The sequence below is a fragment of the Roseateles toxinivorans genome, assembly GCF_004362525.1.
GTDB classification, from domain to species: domain Bacteria; phylum Pseudomonadota; class Gammaproteobacteria; order Burkholderiales; family Burkholderiaceae_C; genus Paucibacter; species Paucibacter toxinivorans.
The window spans coordinates 323,522-339,234 of sequence record NZ_SNXS01000003.1 but is presented as its reverse complement, the minus strand read 5'-3'; the positions used below and the strand labels follow the sequence as shown (position 1 = coordinate 339,234).

Annotated in this window: 13 protein-coding genes; 1 reads left to right on the top strand and 12 read right to left on the bottom strand. The window is 68.1% G+C overall.

All coding sequences use genetic code 11. The features are described 5' to 3' along the window. Positions 1-326 precede the first annotated feature (326 nt). From DES47_RS12895 to DES47_RS12860, 8 genes are read right to left on the bottom strand one after another with little or no spacing between them, the layout of a single operon-like run. On the bottom strand, positions 327-1,205 hold the full coding sequence (locus tag DES47_RS12895) for a ribose-phosphate diphosphokinase (protein WP_133701110.1): 879 nt from the start codon (positions 1,203-1,205) through the stop codon (positions 327-329). Between the two features lie 10 nt (positions 1,206-1,215). After that, the gene (locus DES47_RS12890) at positions 1,216-2,793 is read right to left on the bottom strand and encodes a thymidine phosphorylase family protein (RefSeq protein ID WP_133701109.1); all 1,578 of its coding nucleotides are present in this window, start codon (positions 2,791-2,793) and stop codon (positions 1,216-1,218) included. A 25-nt stretch (positions 2,794-2,818) separates the two neighbouring features. Next, positions 2,819-3,547: a lysophospholipid acyltransferase family protein gene (locus DES47_RS12885; protein ID WP_133701108.1), complete on the bottom strand. Its 729-nt coding sequence runs from the start codon at positions 3,545-3,547 to the stop codon at positions 2,819-2,821. Between the two features lie 5 nt (positions 3,548-3,552). Beyond that, positions 3,553-4,872: a dihydroorotase gene (locus DES47_RS12880; RefSeq protein ID WP_133701107.1), complete on the bottom strand. Its 1,320-nt coding sequence runs from the start codon at positions 4,870-4,872 to the stop codon at positions 3,553-3,555. Next, positions 4,869-5,834: an aspartate carbamoyltransferase catalytic subunit gene (locus tag DES47_RS12875; RefSeq protein ID WP_133701106.1), complete on the bottom strand. Its 966-nt coding sequence runs from the start codon at positions 5,832-5,834 to the stop codon at positions 4,869-4,871. The genes DES47_RS12880 and DES47_RS12875 overlap by 4 nt, the downstream gene beginning before the upstream one ends. Next, positions 5,824-6,336, bottom strand: a complete 513-nt coding sequence (gene pyrR, locus DES47_RS12870) for a bifunctional pyr operon transcriptional regulator/uracil phosphoribosyltransferase PyrR (RefSeq protein WP_133701105.1) — start codon at positions 6,334-6,336, stop codon at positions 5,824-5,826. Before pyrR ends, DES47_RS12875 begins: the two co-directional genes overlap by 11 nt. Beyond that, the gene (gene ruvX / locus DES47_RS12865; RefSeq protein ID WP_133701104.1) at positions 6,333-6,716 is read right to left on the bottom strand and encodes a Holliday junction resolvase RuvX; all 384 of its coding nucleotides are present in this window, start codon (positions 6,714-6,716) and stop codon (positions 6,333-6,335) included. The genes pyrR and ruvX overlap by 4 nt, the downstream gene beginning before the upstream one ends. Next, the gene (locus tag DES47_RS12860) at positions 6,713-7,303 is read right to left on the bottom strand and encodes a YqgE/AlgH family protein (RefSeq protein WP_133701103.1); all 591 of its coding nucleotides are present in this window, start codon (positions 7,301-7,303) and stop codon (positions 6,713-6,715) included. Before DES47_RS12860 ends, ruvX begins: the two co-directional genes overlap by 4 nt. 80 nt (positions 7,304-7,383) lie before the next feature. Here DES47_RS12860 and DES47_RS12855 point away from each other — a divergent pair, with 80 nt between their 5' ends. Next, entirely contained in the window at positions 7,384-8,871 is a 1,488-nt protein-coding gene (locus DES47_RS12855; protein WP_133701102.1) for a cryptochrome/photolyase family protein, read from the top strand. Between the two features lie 16 nt (positions 8,872-8,887). Here DES47_RS12855 and DES47_RS12850 read toward each other — a convergent pair whose 3' ends face one another. The 4 genes from DES47_RS12850 to DES47_RS12835 are packed head-to-tail and all read right to left on the bottom strand — an operon-like array spanning position 8,888 to position 15,699. Further along, positions 8,888-9,937, bottom strand: a complete 1,050-nt coding sequence (locus DES47_RS12850; protein WP_208114988.1) for an alpha/beta hydrolase family protein — start codon at positions 9,935-9,937, stop codon at positions 8,888-8,890. A gap of 3 nt (positions 9,938-9,940) precedes the next feature. Next, complete coding sequence (locus DES47_RS12845) at positions 9,941-13,072, bottom strand: efflux RND transporter permease subunit (protein ID WP_133701562.1); 3,132 nt, start codon at positions 13,070-13,072, stop codon at positions 9,941-9,943. Positions 13,073-13,094: 22 nt separating this feature from the next. Further along, positions 13,095-14,255: an efflux RND transporter periplasmic adaptor subunit gene (locus DES47_RS12840; protein ID WP_243748289.1), complete on the bottom strand. Its 1,161-nt coding sequence runs from the start codon at positions 14,253-14,255 to the stop codon at positions 13,095-13,097. A 10-nt stretch (positions 14,256-14,265) separates the two neighbouring features. After that, positions 14,266-15,699: an efflux transporter outer membrane subunit gene (locus DES47_RS12835; RefSeq protein ID WP_133701101.1), complete on the bottom strand. Its 1,434-nt coding sequence runs from the start codon at positions 15,697-15,699 to the stop codon at positions 14,266-14,268. Positions 15,700-15,713: the final 14 nt, after the last annotated feature.

The following is a 15,713-nucleotide window of genomic DNA, read 5'->3' as shown; positions in this document are numbered from 1 at the left end:
CCCGGATACACAGGCGCACATATTCCGGGCCAAGCGGGGCTGACGCGACCAAGCGTGCGCTCATTCGCATCCACCAAGGCCCCGCTGGGCCGCATCACCATGAGCATCCGAACCAACGCGTTGCTGTTCGTCGCCGTCGTCGCCGCCTGAGTCCCCGATAGCCACCGACGCCCGGCCGGTGCCGGAGTTTCGCGGTGTCGACAACTGGTTCAACTCGGCGCCGCTGAAGCTGGACGAGCTGCGCGGCAAGGTGGTGCCGACAAGCCTCACCTGTTCGAGATGGAGTTCCTTGAGGCCGAGGCGCGGGCCTATGCCTTCACCTTCGGCTAGCTTTTCAGGGCTGCCACCAGCAACGGCACGATGGAGATGACATTGCTCGCATGCGGCACCGCGTTGGTGCTCCACACATGGCGCACCCCGGCCGCCTTGAGCTGCACATAGGCCTCGCCAACGAACAAGGCATGGGTGACAGCCACGTCAACGCTGGCCGCGCCGCGCGCCAGCAGCGCCTCGGCCGAGCCCATCAGCGTGCGGCCGGTGCTGGCCATATCGTCCAGCAGCACGACGGCCCGGCCCTGCACCGGCACATCGGGCAGGGCCAGTGTGACCTGGTGGTCGCCGTGGCGTACCTTGCGGCCGATGGCGCTGTCCAACCCATGGGCCGCGGCGGCCTCATGCACCCACTGGGCGGATTCTTCGTCGGGACCGATCAGCAGCGCGTCCGGCACATGCCGGGCCACCCAGGCACCCAGCAGCGGCGCAGCGCTGAGGCTCAGACCCCGGCGGCCCGGCAGCACCTCGTCCAGTGACTGGATGCGGTGCAGATGCGGGTCTATGGTGATGACGGCGTCAAAGTACTGGGCCAGCAACTTGCCGATATGGCGCTGGCTGACAGCCTCGCCGGGGGTGAACTCCATGTCCTGCCGCATATAGGCCAGGTAGGGGCTGACCAGGGTCAGGTGCCGTGTGCCGAGCTCGCGCGCCGTGGGCGCAGCAATCATCAGCTCGACCAGCTTCTCGTTGGGCTGATGCAGGCCGCGCAGCAGCACCACCCGCGGCGGCAGCCGGGCCGGCAGCACCAGCCGCAGCTCGCCATCGGGGAAGCGGTGGCGCTTGATGAAATGCAGCTGCACGTCGAGCGCGACGGCCAGTTCATTGGCCAGGGCGGCCTCGTCATCGAAGGCAAGCAAAAGGGTGTCGGTCATGGCTCGGATGTCAGAAGCTGTGCAGGGAGCTTTCGGCCAGCAGTTGGGCGGGTAGATGCACGCCATCGGCCACAGAGTAGCCCGTGTGTTTGTCGGCCTGCTTGCGCGCAAACTGGAGATCGGCCTCGAAGGCGGCATGCACACGGTACAGCGGCTCGCCGACCTGCACCGCATCGCCGAGCTTCTTCAGCAGGTCCAGCCCGGCGCCCGGCACCTGGGGCGCGCCGGCCAGCCGGGCGATGCGCGACAGCCGCAGATTGTCCATGCCAATGACGATGCCGGCCTCGCTGGCCAGCACCTCGAAACTGAGCGGCGCAATCGAGGGCTGTGGCGAACGCCGGCCCTGCGCATCGATGATGGCATTCATGCTGGCCAGCGCCCGGCCCGATTCGAGGATGTCGCGGGCGATGCCGTAGCCGTCGCCGCCGCGCACATCGGGATCGAACTCGATCATGCGGCCGGCCAGGCGCAGCGCCTTCTGGCGCAGGTCGCTGGGCCCATCGGGGTGGTTCTCCAGCACCTGCATCACGTCGCGCGCTTCCAGCACCGGGCCTATGCCGCGGCCTATCGGCTGGCGGCCATCGGTGATGACCACGTCCAGCTGCAGGCGCAGATGCTTGGCCACGTACTCGAACAGCTTCTTCAGCCGCTGCGCCTCGGGCATGGTGCGCACCTTGGCCGTGGGGCCCAGCGGGATGTCCAGCACCAGATGGGTGGAGCCGGCGGCGATCTTCTTCGACAGTATCGAGGCCACCATCTGGCCCGGCGAGTCGATGGACAGCGGCCGCTCGACCGAGATCAGGATGTCATCGGCCGGCGACAGGTCGGCCGTGCCGCCCCAGGCCAGGCAACCGTGATTGGCGCGGACGATTTCCACCAGCCGGTCGAAGGGCAGCGCCACCTCGGCCAGCACCTCCATCGTGTCGGCCGTGCCTGCCGGCGAGGTGATGGCCCGCGAGCTGGTCTTGGGGCACAGCATGCCGTGGGCGGCGACGATGGGCACGACCAGCATCGAGGTGCGGTTGCCCGGTATGCCACCGATGCAATGCTTGTCCACCACCGGGCCGGCACCGACCTTTTGATGCCAGTCCACATGGCGGCCGGCGGCGATCATCGCCTCGGTCAGGTGCAGCACCTCGTCGCGGTCCAGCTCGTACTGGTGGGTGGCGACGACAAAGGCGGCCAGCTCGATCTTCGAATAGCGGGCCTGGGCAATGTCACGGATGATGGCGGACAGGTCTTCGCGGGACAAGCGCTCGCCGGCGATCTTGCGGTGCAGGGCGGCGATCGAGCCGGCCGGCTCGGCATGCTCAATCGTCGCCGCATGGCCGTCGGCCACCCCGAGGCGGGCAAAGGCCTCCTCGCTCAAGCCCAGCTCGCAGCTGCGCACGATGCGTTCGTCGTCGACGACATTCAGCACCGCCAGGATGCCCTGCCGCCCATTGCCGTTGTCGGCATGGATCTCGACCTTGGACAGGGCCTGGAAGCCGGCCGCCCGCACCACCGGGCAGTCACGGTGCAGATAGGCCACGTTCTCGCGCCAGGTGTCTATGCCGACACGGCGGATCTGGAGTTGGGCGGCGGTCATGGTGTCACTGTCGCACAGATCGGCCTCACAGGGCCGCGGCAATCAGCTCCTGCAGATGCTGCGACAGCGCACGCCGGTCGGCGTGGCGCGCCCCCACCGGTGGCAGCACGGCGACGCGCACTCGCAAGCCGCGGCCCATGACGATCAGCCAGAGGCTTTGCACGATGGTGGTGTCGCCGACGTAGACCACGGCCTGGCTGATGGGGCCGTCGGCGTCCGAGAAGCGCAGCGCCACCGGCTGCACGGCCGCCTCGGCGGCGATGGCCGCCTGCAGCAGATTGGCATGAAAGGGCAGGAGCTTGTCGCCGGCGCCGGTCGTGCCCTCGGGGAAGATGCCGACGCTGTCACCGGCCTGCAGCGCCTCGGCCATCTGGTGGACGACGCGCATCGCATCGCGTTTGCGCTCGCGCTCGATGAACAGGGTATCGGCGGCATGGACCAGCGGGCCGACGATGGGCCAGGTCTTGACGTCGGCCTTGGAGACGAAGCGCGTACGCGGATGCACGGCATGGATGGCGACGATGTCCAGCCACGACACGTGATTGGCAACTATCAGAGAACTGCCGGCCTTGAACTGGCCCTGCAGCTCCAGCTGCACATCGAGCACAGACAGGAACTTGCCCGACCACCACTGAATGCGCCGGTGGCGCCCCGCAACGTCGAGGCGGGGGAACTGCGCCTTGATGATCCACAAGCCATGCAGCAAGTGCACAACGACGCGCACCAGGCGCCAACAAGCCAACAGGGTCCGCATCGGCGTCAGTTCGTCTCGACAGTGGATTCGTGTGCGACGTGCCCCGCCACAACGGTGTAGCGCACCCGCCCGGGCAGCTCGAAACCGGTGATGTCGAAGGCGAACGGCGTGTGCTTGCCCTGGCTTTCGAGCTTGTCCGGGGTGACGGCCCAGTGGGCCTCGCCATCGAACACGCAGACATCGGCCACGCCACCCTCGACCAGGCGGCCGGCGCTGGCGGCCAGCGAACCGAGCGTCGAGCCGAGCACCTGCACCGGCCCGCTGGTCACCGGCGCCAGTGCCTGGCCCAGGCTCAGCCCTTGATCGCGGCCCCATTTCAGTGCGAGGCTCAAGAGCAGTTCCAGGCCGGTGGCACCGGGCGTAGCCTCGGCAAAGGGCACATTCTTCTCGTCCTCGGCCACCGGCATGTGGTCACTGACCAGGGCGTCCAGGGTGCCATCGGCCAGCGCCGCTTGTAGCGCATCGCGGTCGCGGCCCTGGCGCAGCGGCGGGTTCAGGCGCATGGCCGAATTGAAGTAACCAATGTCCACATCGGTCAGGTGCAGCGAGTTGATGCTGGCATCGGCCGTCACGGGCAGGCCCTCGGCCTTGGCCGCGCGCACCAGGGCCACGCCGGCGGCGCTGCTGATGCGGCACAGGTGGACGCGGGCTCCGGTCACCCGCATCAGCTCGAACAGGGTGTGCAGGGCCACCGTCTCGGCCGCGGCGGGCACGCCGCTCAGCCCAAGCCGGGTGGCGACCGCGCCACTGGCGGCCACGCCGCCGCCCAGCCAGGGGTCTTCGGCGCGCAGCCAGACGGTGTAGTCGAAGGTGGCCGCATATTGCAGCGCGCGCTGCAGCACCAGGGTGTTACGGATCGCCACATCGGCCTGCGAGAAGCCGACGCAGCCGGCCTCGGTCAGCTCGGCCATCTCGGTCAGCGCTTCGCCGGCCAGGCCGCGGGTCAGAGCGCCGAGCGGAAACAGCCGGCACAGGCTCAGCTTGCGGGCGCGGAACTTCAGCATCTCCACCAGGCCGGGCTCGTCCAGCACCGGGTCGGTGTCGGGCGGGCAGACCAGGCTGGTCACGCCGCCGGCGGCGGCCGCGTTCAGCTCGGTCTCCAGCATGCCCTCGTGCTCATGGCCGGGCTCGCGCAGGCGTGCGGCCAGGTCGACCAGGCCCGGGGCGACGATGAGCCCGCTGGCGTCGATGACGCGGCCGGCATCGAAGTCGACCGGCACCTGGCCCAGGCCGACGATGCGGCCACCGGCGATGGCCAGATCACCGATCTGGTCGAGGCCGCTGGCGGGGTCGATCAGGCGACCGTTCTTGATCAGTATCTTCATTTGGCGTCGTTCCCCGCAATGATGGACATCACGGCCATGCGCACGGCAATCCCGAAGGTCACCTGGGGCAGGATCACGCTCTGCTTGCCGTCGGCCACGTCGGAGGCGATCTCGACGCCGCGGTTGATCGGCCCCGGGTGCATGACGATGGCGTCGGGTTTGGCGAGCTGCAGCTTCTCGGGCGTGAGGCCGAAGTTCTTGAAGAACTCGCCGGCACTGGGCAGCATCGCGCCATTCATGCGCTCGTTCTGCAGGCGCAACATGATGATGACGTCGGCGCCGCGTATGCCCTCGGCCATGTCGTGGCAGACGCGCACGCCCATCTCGCGCAGATCGCCGGGCACCAGGGTCTTGGGGCCGACGGCGCGGATCTCGGGCACACCCAGGGTCGTCAGCGCATGGATGTCGCTGCGCGCCACGCGGGAGTGGACGATGTCACCGACGATGGCCACCGTCAGATTGCGGAAGTCCTTCTTGAAATGCCGGATCGTGTACATGTCCAGCAGGCCCTGCGTCGGGTGGGCATGGCGGCCGTCACCGGCATTGACCACATGCACATGGGGCGCGCAATGCTGGGCGATCAGATAGGGGGCCCCGCTCTCGCTGTGGCGCACGACGAACATGTCGGCATGCATGGCGCTGAGGTTGGCCACCGTGTCGAGCAGGGTCTCGCCCTTGGCCGTGCTGGAGCGGGCGATGTCGAGGTTGATGACGTCGGCGCTGAGGCGCTTGGCGGCAATCTCGAAGGTGGTGCGGGTGCGGGTGCTGTTCTCGAAGAACAGATTGAACACCGACTTGCCGCGCAGCAGCGGCACCTTCTTCACATCGCGGTCGTTGACCGACAGAAAGCTCCCGGCGGTGTCCAGGATGTGGTGTATCACCGATTGAGGCAGGCCCTCGATCGACAACAGATGGACCAGCTCGCCGTGGCTGTTCAGCTGCGGGTTGCGCTTATGCAGCATGGTCGGAATCCCCCTTCAGGTCAAAGCTGAAGCGGCCGGCATCGTCTCTTGCCAGGCGCAGGCGCTGCTCGCGCGGCAGCGTCATCCTTGCGGCCGAGAAGGCCGGCTCGATCGGCAGCTCGCGGCCACCGCGGTCCACCAGCACGGCCAGGGTCACGCTGGCCGGGCGGCCGAAGTCGAACAGCTCGTTGATCACCGCCCGCGTCGTGCGGCCGGTGAACAGCACGTCGTCGATCAGCAGGATGTGGCGGCCGTTGACATCGAAGGGGAGCCTGGTGTGGTCGGAGCCGCCGAGGCCCTTGGAGCCGAAGTCGTCGCGGTGCATCGTGCTGGAGATCACGCCGATGGCGCCACTCAGGCCCAGATCACGCTGCAGCCGCTCGGCCAGCCAGGCGCCGCCGGACCAGATGCCCACCAGGGCCGTGTCGGGTTTCAGCAGGCCGCGCACGCCGCGCACCAGATCGGTGTACAGCGCCTCGGCGTCCAAAAGAAGGGTACTCATTTCAAAGCCCTGAAGAATTGTTCAAGAATCAGTGCGGCCGACGCCGCGTCCACGTCCGAAGCCCCCATCGCATGGGCCTCGGTGGTGGTGTAGCGCTCATCGACCTCATGGACGGTCAGGCCGTAGCGGCCCTGCAGCTGGCGGGCGAACTTCTTCGCCTTGGCCGTCATCTCGTGCGGTGCGCCGTCCGGGTGGCAGGGCACGCCGACGACCAGCGCGTCGGGCTTCCATTCGTCGATCAACTTGCCAATGGCGGCAAAGCGGGCGTCGCCCTCCAGCGCGATCGTGCGCAGCGGGGTCGCCAGGTTCATCAGCGTGTTGCCACTGGCCACACCCACGCGCTTGGTGCCGAAATCAAAAGCCAGGAAGGAGGCCGTCATGCGTGGCCTGCCTCCTGGCTGAGCATGCGCGGGTCTATGCCCAAAAGGCGCAAGGCCTTGTCATAGCGCTCGTCGATGGGGGTGTCGAAGATGATGTCGGCGCAGTCGTCGACGGAGGCATTGATATTGAGCCAGCCGTTGCGGCTGATTTCGTCCTCCAGCTGGCCGGCGCTCCAGCCGCTGTAGCCCAGGGTGACGAGGATCTTCTTCGGGCCGGCGCCGCTGGACAGGGCCTCCAGCACATCGCGGCTGGTAGTCATCTCCAGGCCCCCGGGAATGGCCAGCGTGCTGCTGTAGTGTCCGCCCTCCTCGCCCAGCCGCTCGTGGAGCACAAAACCGCGCTCCGTCTGCACCGGGCCGCCGTAGAAAACAGGGGTGCTGGCCAGGTCTTCCCGCTCCAGGCTCAGATCCACCTTGTCGAACAGGTTCTTGAGCTTGATGTCGATCGGCTTGTTGATCACCAGGCCCAGCGCGCCCTTTTCGGTGTGCTCGCACATATAGACGACGCTGCCGGCGAAGGTTTCATCCACCATGCCGGGCATGGCGACCAGAAACTGGTTGGTGAGGTCGATCCGGTCGTTTGGCATGCATTGATTTTAGAACCTATCCACCCCTGGGAAAGAGCGGGTGGTGGGGGATAGGTTCGTTCCTGAGCGAAACTAGGCCGATGGAAACCTCTCTTTCTTCCGCCCTGGTGTGGTTCCGCAGAGACTTGCGCGTCGATGACCAGGCCGCCCTGTTCCATGCGCTAAAGGGCGCGCGCAAGGTCTGGTGCGTGTTCGTGTTCGACAGCACCATCCTCGACGCCCTGCCGCGCCAGGACCGCCGGGTCGAGTTCATCCACGACAGCGTAGCCGTGCTGGACGCCGAGCTGCGGGCGCTCGCGCTGTCGCACGGCGTTCACGACGTGGGCCTGATCGTGCGCCACGGCGCGGCGGTCGAGGAGATCCCCAAGCTGGCGCAGCAGCTCGGCGCCGTGGCCGTCTATGCCAACCATGACGACGAGCCCTATGCCCAGGAGCGCGACCGTCGCGTGCGTGGCGCACTGGCCGGGGCCGGCATTGCGCTGCACACCAGCAAGGACCATGTGATCTTCGAGCGCGACGAGGTGCTGACCGAGGGCGGCCCGTCCTACCGCGTGTTCACGCCCTACAAGAACGCCTGGCTGCGCAAATTGAGCCCTTTCTATCTGCGCGCCTACCCGGTGGCCAGGTACGCCGACCATCTGGCGCCCTGCCCCTCCGCGCTGGCCCGGCCGCTGCCGTCCCTGACCGATCTGGGCTTCCAGACCAGCAATCTGCATGAGCTGAAACTGCCCAGCGGCAGCACCGGTGCGCTGGAGCTGCTGGACGACTTTCTGGAGCGCATAGACGCCTACGACCATGCCCGCGACTACCCGGCCATCAAGGGCCCCAGCTATCTGAGCGTGCATCTGCGCTTCGGCACGGTGTCGATACGGCGGCTGGCCAGGCTGGCCTACGAAAGGGTCGAGGCAGGCTCCAAGGGCGCGCAGACCTGGCTGTCGGAGCTGATCTGGCGCGACTTCTATCACCAGATCCTCTATCACCACCCCCATGTCGTCGGCAATGCGTTCAAGCGCGAGTACGACGCGATTCACTGGGAGAAGGGCAAGGCGGCCGACGCCCTCTTCAAGGCCTGGTGCGAGGGCCGCACCGGCTATCCGCTGGTCGATGCGGCGATGCTGCAGCTCAACCGCAGCGGCTATATGCACAACCGGCTGCGCATGGTCACCGCCTGCTTCCTGATCAAGGACCTCGGCATCGACTGGCGTCGCGGCGAGGCCTATTTCGCCGAGAAGCTGAACGACTTCGATCTGGCCGCCAACAACGGCGGCTGGCAATGGGCGGCCTCCACCGGCTGCGATGCCCAGCCCTATTTCCGCATCTTCAACCCGGTGACGCAGAGCGAGAAGTTCGATGCTGAAGGGCGTTTCATCAAGCGCTATCTGCCGCAACTGGCCTCACTGCCGGCCAAGCTGATCCACGCGCCTTGGCTGGCCAAGCCGCCCGAACTGGAAGCCTGCGGCCTGGTGCTGGGGCGGGACTACGCCACGCCCATCGTGCGGCACGACGAGGCGCGCATCGCAACGCTGAAGCGCTATGAAGTGGTCAAGGCACCCAAGCCAGCCAAGTAAGGCTCAAAAGCAAGGCTCAGGACCCGCTGCCGCTGACGTAGCGCGCCAGCAGCCCCTTGTTCTGCAGCCCCCACTGCTGCAGCGGATCGTCCAGCCCGTCGAACACGCTGCGCAGGAAGGCCAGCGACAGCTCGCGGGTGGCCGTCTTGACGCGGGGGTTCAGCGCCACGCCGCCGGTGCCGCCGCGGTCGGTGAAGATGCTGTGCGAGCCGCCCTGGAACACGGCCAAGGTCTTGCGCGGGCCGGCGGTGGCCTCATAGATGGCGATGCGGTCGCTGGCATCGGAGAAGTAGCCGGGCACGCGTATCACGTCCTCGGTGGCGGTGATGTGCAGGCTGGGCACGGTCACCCCGGCCAGCACCTTGGCCGGGTCGGTCTCGCCATAGAAGGGCGGGGCCGAGAGGATGATGGCCGCCTGGATGCGCTTGTCGCGAAAGTCCAGCAGCTCGCCCTTGCGCTCGACGCGGGCACCGATCGCCAGCAGCGTGGTGTTGGCGCCGTAGGAATGGCCGGCGGCGATGATGCGCCTCTTGTCGATCTGCTGGCCCTGGGGGCTGGCCAGGATCTGATCCAGCGCGAAGTGCAGGTCCTGCACGCGGTTGATGGCCTCGGTGTCCTGGGCCGCGCCCTGCAGCCGGCCGGGCAGGCTGAAGGGGTTGCCCATCCACAGCTGGCGGTCGCTGCCGACATGCTGCAGATGCAGGCTGGCATAGCCCTGGCTGGCCCAATAAGCGCCCAGATAGCTGTAGCCCCGCCGCGAGCCGCCGATGCCGTGGGAGAACACGACCAGCGGCGCCTTGGCGTCGGCCGCCAATTGGCTGGGCCAGTACAGCCGCACCGGCACTTCGCGCTGGCGGCCGGCGTCGCGCCAGTCGAACTCCTTGACCTGGTAGCTGCCTGCGGGCACCTCGGCCAGCAGCGGCTGCTGCGCCTCGGTCTGAGCAAGGGCATTCAGCGGATCGCTCTGCGCCTGCACCTGGCAGATCAGCAGGCCGCCGCCGAGCAGGCCGCAGGCCGCGAGCAGGGCCTTGCGGCGGGTGGTTCCGGTCAAGATTCGAGGGTTCAAGATTCACTCCGATCGATTGGCCGTGGCGACGGCTGGTGCAACGCTAGCAGCTTTGGCCGGCTTGCGGCCGAAACGGGAAAACAAGCGGCCGAACAAGGCCCCGGCCTTTTGCATGCCATCGTCCACATATGAGAACAAAACCGGAATCACCAAGAGGCTCAGAAAGGTCGAGGTGATCAACCCGCCGATGACGACGATGGCCATCGGCGCGCGGAAACTCGGGTCGACGCCTATGCCCAGCGCGATCGGCAGCATGCCCGCGCCCATCGCGATGGTGGTCATGACGATGGGCTGAGCCCGCTTGGAGGCCGCGTCCAGCAGCGCGTCGAAGCGGTTCATGCCGTGGTCGCGCCGCGCCAGCACCACATAGTCCACCAGCAGGATGGAGTTCTTGGTGGCAATGCCCATCAGCATGATCAGGCCAATCATCGACGGCATCGACAGCGCCGTGTGCGAGACGAACAGGGCCAGGAAGGCGCCCGGGATCGACAGCACCAGGGCGGCCAGGATGGTCACCGGCTGCACGAAGTCCTTGAACAGCAGCACCAGCACGAAGTAGATGCACAGCACGCCGGTCAGCATGGCCAAGCCGAAGCTGGCGAACAGCTCGGCCATGGCCTCGGCGTCACCGATCGTGGTCTGCGTCACGCCGGGGGGCAGATGGGCCAGGCTGGGCAGTGCCAGGGCCCGCTCGGCCACCTCGCCCAGCGGCTGGCCATTCAACTCGATCTCGAAGTTGATATTGCGCACGCGGTCGTAGCGGTCGATCTCGGCCGGGCCGCTCTCGAGGCTCAGCGAGGCGACCTGGCCCAGCGCCACCGGGCCGCGGCTGCCGGGCACGGGCAGCCGCGACAGCAGGTCAAGGTCCTGACGCGCCGAGGCCGGCAGGCGCACGACGATGGGGACCTGGCGCTGCGACAGATTCAGCTTCGGCAAAGCCTGGTCGTAGTCGCCGGCGGTGGCTACGCGCAGGGTGTCGGCAATCGCGGCGGTGGTCACGCCCAGGTCGGCGGCGCGGGCCGCATCGGGGCGCACCACCAGCTCGGGCCGCTCCAGGCTGGAGCTACTGGTCACCGCGCCTATGCCCGGCAGCGTGCGCAGCTCGCGCTCGACAACCGCCGCATGGGCCTGCAGCGCGCCGCCGTCCTCACCGGCCAGTACCAGCACATACTTCTCGCTGGAGGCGCCGAAGCCGACCTTGATGCGTGCGCCTGGCAGGTCCTGCAGCGCGTCGCGCAGCTGGCGCTCGATGTCCTGCTTGCTCACGCCCTTGCGCTCGGTGCGATGGGTCATGTTGAGGGTCAGCACCGCGGTGCGCACATTGCTGGCGCCGCTCATCGCAAACGGATCGGAGCCGGCCGCACCGCCGCCGATGGCCGTGTAGACCAGCTTCACATGGGAATTCTTCTGCACCAATTCGCGCGCGGCCTCGGCCAGCGCCCGGGTCTCCTCGAACCTGGCGCCCGGCGGCAGGGTCAGCGTGACCTGGGTCTGACTCAGATCGTCCGGCGGGATGAAGCCAGTCGGCAAATAGGGCACCAGGGCAAAGGAGCCGACGAAGAACACCAGCGCAGCGATCGAGGTCTTGACCCGGTGCTTCAGGCACCAGCGGGCCCAGCGCATATAAACCTGCATCCAGCGCGGCTCATGCTCCTTGGGCGGAATCGCGTGCAGGATGTAGGCCGCCATCATCGGCGTCAGCAGCCGCGCCACGACCAGCGAGAAGAACACGGCGATCGCCGCCGTCCAGCCGAACTGGACGAAGAACTTGCCCGGAATGCCGCCCATGAAGGCGGTGGGCAGGAACACGGCAATCAGGGTGAAGGTGGTGGCGATCACCGCCAGGCCGATCTCGTCTGCCGCCTCCATCGCCGCCTGGTAGGGCGTCTTGCCCATGCGCAGATGGCGCATGATGTTCTCGATCTCGACGATGGCGTCGTCGACCAGGATGCCCACCACCAGCGATAGCGACAGCAGCGTCACGACGTTCAGCGAGAAGCCGAGCACATACATCAGCGCAAAGGTCGGGATCGCGCTCAGCGGCAGGGCCGTGGCGGCCACAAAGGTGGCCCGCCAGTCGCGCAGAAAGAACCAGACCACGATGATGGCCAGGATGGCGCCCTCGTAGAGCAGCAGCATCGAGCCGTCGTAGTTCTCGATCACCGGGTCAACGAAATTGAAGGCCTCGGTCACGACCACGTCCGGATGCTGGGTCTTCAGCCGCTCCAGCACGGCCCGCGCGCCGTTCAACACATCCACCTCGCCGGCGCCGCGCGAGCGGGTGATCTCGAAGCCCACCACCGGCTTGCCGTTGAGCAGGGCGGCCGAGCGCTGCTCGCCGACCGTGTCGCTGACCGTGGCCAGCTGGTCCAGTCGCACATGGCGGCCGTTCGAGAGGGTGATGTCCATGCGGGCCAGCTCCTCGGCGCTGGCCACGGTGGCGATGGTGCGCACCGATTGCTCGATGCCGCCCACATCGCTGCGACCACCCGAGGCCTCCTGCTGGATCTGGCGCAGCTGGCGCGACACATCGGCCGCCGTGGCGCCCAGACTCAGGAGCTTGGCCGGGTCGAGCTCGACGCGCACTTCGCGCGTCACGCCACCCACGCGGGACACCGCGCCCACGCCCTTGACCGACAGAATCGCTTTGGCCACCTGGTTGTCCACGAACCAGGACAGGGCCTCCTCGTCCATCTTGGCCGACTCGACCGTGTAGGTCAGGATGGGCGCGCCCGACAGATCCATCTTCGAGATCACCGGGTCGCGCAGATCGCCGGGCAGGTCGGAGCGCACACGCGAGACGGCGTCGCGCACATTGTCGACGGCCTCCTGCGTGGGCTTTTCGAGCTGGAACTCGACCGTGATCGTGGCCGTGCCGTCCTGCACCTTGGTGTAGATGTGCTTGACGCCCTGCAGCGTGGCGACCGAGTTCTCGATCTTGCGCGCCACCTCGGTTTCCAGCTGCGCCGGTGAGGCGCCCGGCAGCGAGGCCGTCACCGACACGGTGGGCAGGTCGATGTCGGGAAAGTTCTGGATCTTCATTGCCTTGAAGCCCATCAGGCCGGCCAAGGTGAGGAGGATGAAGAGCAGCACCGACGGGATCGGGTTGCGTATGGCCCAGGAGGAAACATTCATCATGGTCTGTGTCTCCGCGCCGTTACTTGGCCACGGTGGTAGGGGCGGCGGCAGCGACGGGCGCCGGTGCCACCGGTGCCGCGACCACGCGCACCGCGTCACCTTCGCTCAGAAAGCCCGCGCCGCTGGTCACCACCTTGGCGGCAGCATCAACACCGCCCAGCACCTCGATGCGGTCACCCAGTCGGCGGCCGGTCTGCACCTTCAGCCGGGTGACCCTGTTGTCGGCGCCGACGCGATAGACATAGCTGAAGCCATCGCGCAGCAGCACCGCCGTCTGCGGCAGGCTCAGGGTCTGGCTGCGGGCGAGCTGGAACTCGCCACGGGCGAAGGTACCGGCGCGCAAGCTGTTCGCACTGTCCAGATCGACGTAGACCAGGCCCATGCGGGTCTGCGGATCTACGGTCGGGGCGACCATGCGCACCTTGCCGTTGACCGGCGCGGCGCCGCTGGCCTTGTCACTGACATTCACGCGAACGGCCATGCCGGAGCTCAGCCGCGACAGTTCGTCGGCCGGCACCTCGGCCCGCCATTCGAGCCGGCCCTTGCGTATCAGCCGGAACAGCTCCTGGCCCGGCTGCACCATGGAACCGGCGGTGGCGGCACGGGCCGAGATCACACCGTCGTCGTTGGCGACGATGCGGGTCTGGCTCAGGCGCAGCTCGTCGGCCTGCACGCGGGCCTGGGCGGCCTCCAGTCTGGCCTTGGCGGTGGCCGCGGCGGTCAGATACTGCTGCACCTGGCTGGCGCTGATGGCGCCGCTGGTCTGCAGGCTACGGGCGCGCTCGGCATTGGCCTGGGCCTCGGCCAGCGTGGCCTGGGCCTCCGCGGCGCCGGCCCGGCTCTGCGCCAGCTCGGCCTTGACCGAGTCGGCCGACAGCTGCGCCAACAGCTGACCGCGTTTCACCCTGTCACCCACATTGGCCTGCACCTCGGCCAGGCGCAGGCCGCTGAGCTCGGCGCCGACCACGGTTTCCTGCCAGGCGGCCACACTGCCATTGGCCTGCAGGGTCTGGGCCCAGTCGGCCTGGGCCGCACTGGTCACGCTGACCGTCAGCGCGGTCTTGACCGGTGCGCTGGTGGCCTGTCTGTCGTCGGCCGCCTGGACCAGGAAGCTGCTCGTGCCGGCCAGCAGGGCCAAGGCGGCGGCAACGCCGCCGAGTCGGTATGCGTTCTTCGTCATCATCATGTCCTCACCTCGATACGGTTGCTTGCGGCATGGGGTCGCTGCGGTCCCAGCCGCCACCCGCCGCCTTGTACAAACTGAGCCAGGCGCCTACGCGCTCGCGTTGCACCTGCAGCAGGCTTGAGCGAGCATTCAGCGCATTGCGCCGCGACTCTTCCAGCTCGATCAGATTGCCCAAGCCCGCCTGCCAGCGCGCCGCCGTGGCGCCCTGCACCTGCTCATAGCCGCTGGCGGCGCGCCGGGCATCGGCCTCGCGGGCTTGCGCCGCATCGAGGCGCACCAGCGCCTCCTCGACCTCGCGCACCGCCTGAATGGCGCTGGCACGGTACTGGGCATAGGCCTCGTCACTGCGAGCTCGCGCTGCATCGACAGCGGCGCGGAGCAGACCGCTGTCGAACAGCGGAATGTGCAGGATGGGCCCAATCGACCAGCCGGTGCCGCTGTCACTGCCGCCGCCGACGCGCAGTTCACCGCGAGACAGGGCACCGCCGAGTCGCAGCTGCGGCCAGCCCGCGGCCTCGACCGAGCCAACCTCGGCCAGGGCCGCCATCACCTGACGCTCGGCCGCGGCTACATCGGGACGCTGGGCCAGCACCTGAGCCGGCACGCTGGCCACCTCGAAGGCAGCCGCCTGAGGCAGGCGCCCGCTGCCCGGCTTCAGCAACTGGCGCAGCTCGGCTTCGGGCTTGCCGCTCAGCGCGACCAGGCCCTTGATCAGCACCTCGCACTCGGCCTGCTGGCCCAGATGCCGCGAGCGCGCGTCGGCGGCACTGGCGTCCAGCTGCTGGCCGTTGGCCTGGGCCTCCATGCCGGCGGCGACCTTCTTCGCCGTCAGGCCCGACATGCGCGACAGCGCCTCGGCGTCCTGAGCCAGGATGGCGGCGCCGGCCTCACAGGCACGGAAAGCCAGATAGGTTTGCGCCACCTCGGCGGCCAGGCTGACGCGGGCGCTGTGCCAGCTCAGCTCGCCGGCCTGGGCGCGGGCCTCGTCGGCCAGGATCTGGCGGCGGCGCTGCGCGAACAGGTCCAGCTCCCAGGAGGCGTCGAGGCCCACGGTGCCAAGGGTCTGCGCGCGGGCGCTGCTCGATGTGGTCGGCCGGCTGCGCAGGCTCGATACGGTGCCGTTCAGCTGCGGCCCCTGATCGGCCCGGCTGCTGCCCAGCTGGGCGCGGGCCTGGGCCATGCGCGCCAGCGCCACATCAATGCTGGGATTGCTCTGCTGAGCGCTGGCAATCAGCGCCACCAGGGCCTCGTCGTCCAGACGCGACCACCATTGCTTGAGCTGACCACCCTGGCCGCCATGGGGGAGCGGCGCGGCCCAGGCCACCGGCGTGGCGCTCAAGGCGGGCACCGTTGGCGCAGTGGCGGCACAGGCGCTCAGCAGCGCTGCCAGGGCCAGCGTCGCCAGCTTAGTGCCCTTGAATCGGGTCTTGATCGACATGGTTCTCTTCCTCT

Bases quoted from the DNA above. Each gene is read 5' to 3' on its own strand.
- DES47_RS12835 (WP_133701101.1), bottom strand. From the start codon at position 15,699: ATGTCGATCAAGACCCGATTCAAGGGCACTAAGCTGGCGACGCTGGCC.
- DES47_RS12840 (WP_243748289.1), bottom strand. From the start codon at position 14,255: ATGACGAAGAACGCATACCGACTCGGCGGCGTTGCCGCCGCCTTGGCC.
- DES47_RS12880 (WP_133701107.1), bottom strand. From the start codon at position 4,872: ATGAAGATACTGATCAAGAACGGTCGCCTGATCGACCCCGCCAGCGGC.
- ruvX (WP_133701104.1), bottom strand. From the start codon at position 6,716: ATGACGGCCTCCTTCCTGGCTTTTGATTTCGGCACCAAGCGCGTGGGT.
- DES47_RS12890 (WP_133701109.1), bottom strand. From the start codon at position 2,793: ATGACCGCCGCCCAACTCCAGATCCGCCGTGTCGGCATAGACACCTGG.
- DES47_RS12875 (WP_133701106.1), bottom strand. From the start codon at position 5,834: ATGCTGCATAAGCGCAACCCGCAGCTGAACAGCCACGGCGAGCTGGTC.
- DES47_RS12895 (WP_133701110.1), bottom strand. From the start codon at position 1,205: ATGACCGACACCCTTTTGCTTGCCTTCGATGACGAGGCCGCCCTGGCC.
- pyrR (WP_133701105.1), bottom strand. From the start codon at position 6,336: ATGAGTACCCTTCTTTTGGACGCCGAGGCGCTGTACACCGATCTGGTG.
- DES47_RS12860 (WP_133701103.1), bottom strand. From the start codon at position 7,303: ATGCCAAACGACCGGATCGACCTCACCAACCAGTTTCTGGTCGCCATG.
- DES47_RS12855 (WP_133701102.1), top strand. From the start codon at position 7,384: ATGGAAACCTCTCTTTCTTCCGCCCTGGTGTGGTTCCGCAGAGACTTG.
- DES47_RS12845 (WP_133701562.1), bottom strand. From the start codon at position 13,072: ATGAATGTTTCCTCCTGGGCCATACGCAACCCGATCCCGTCGGTGCTG.
- DES47_RS12885 (WP_133701108.1), bottom strand. From the start codon at position 3,547: ATGCGGACCCTGTTGGCTTGTTGGCGCCTGGTGCGCGTCGTTGTGCAC.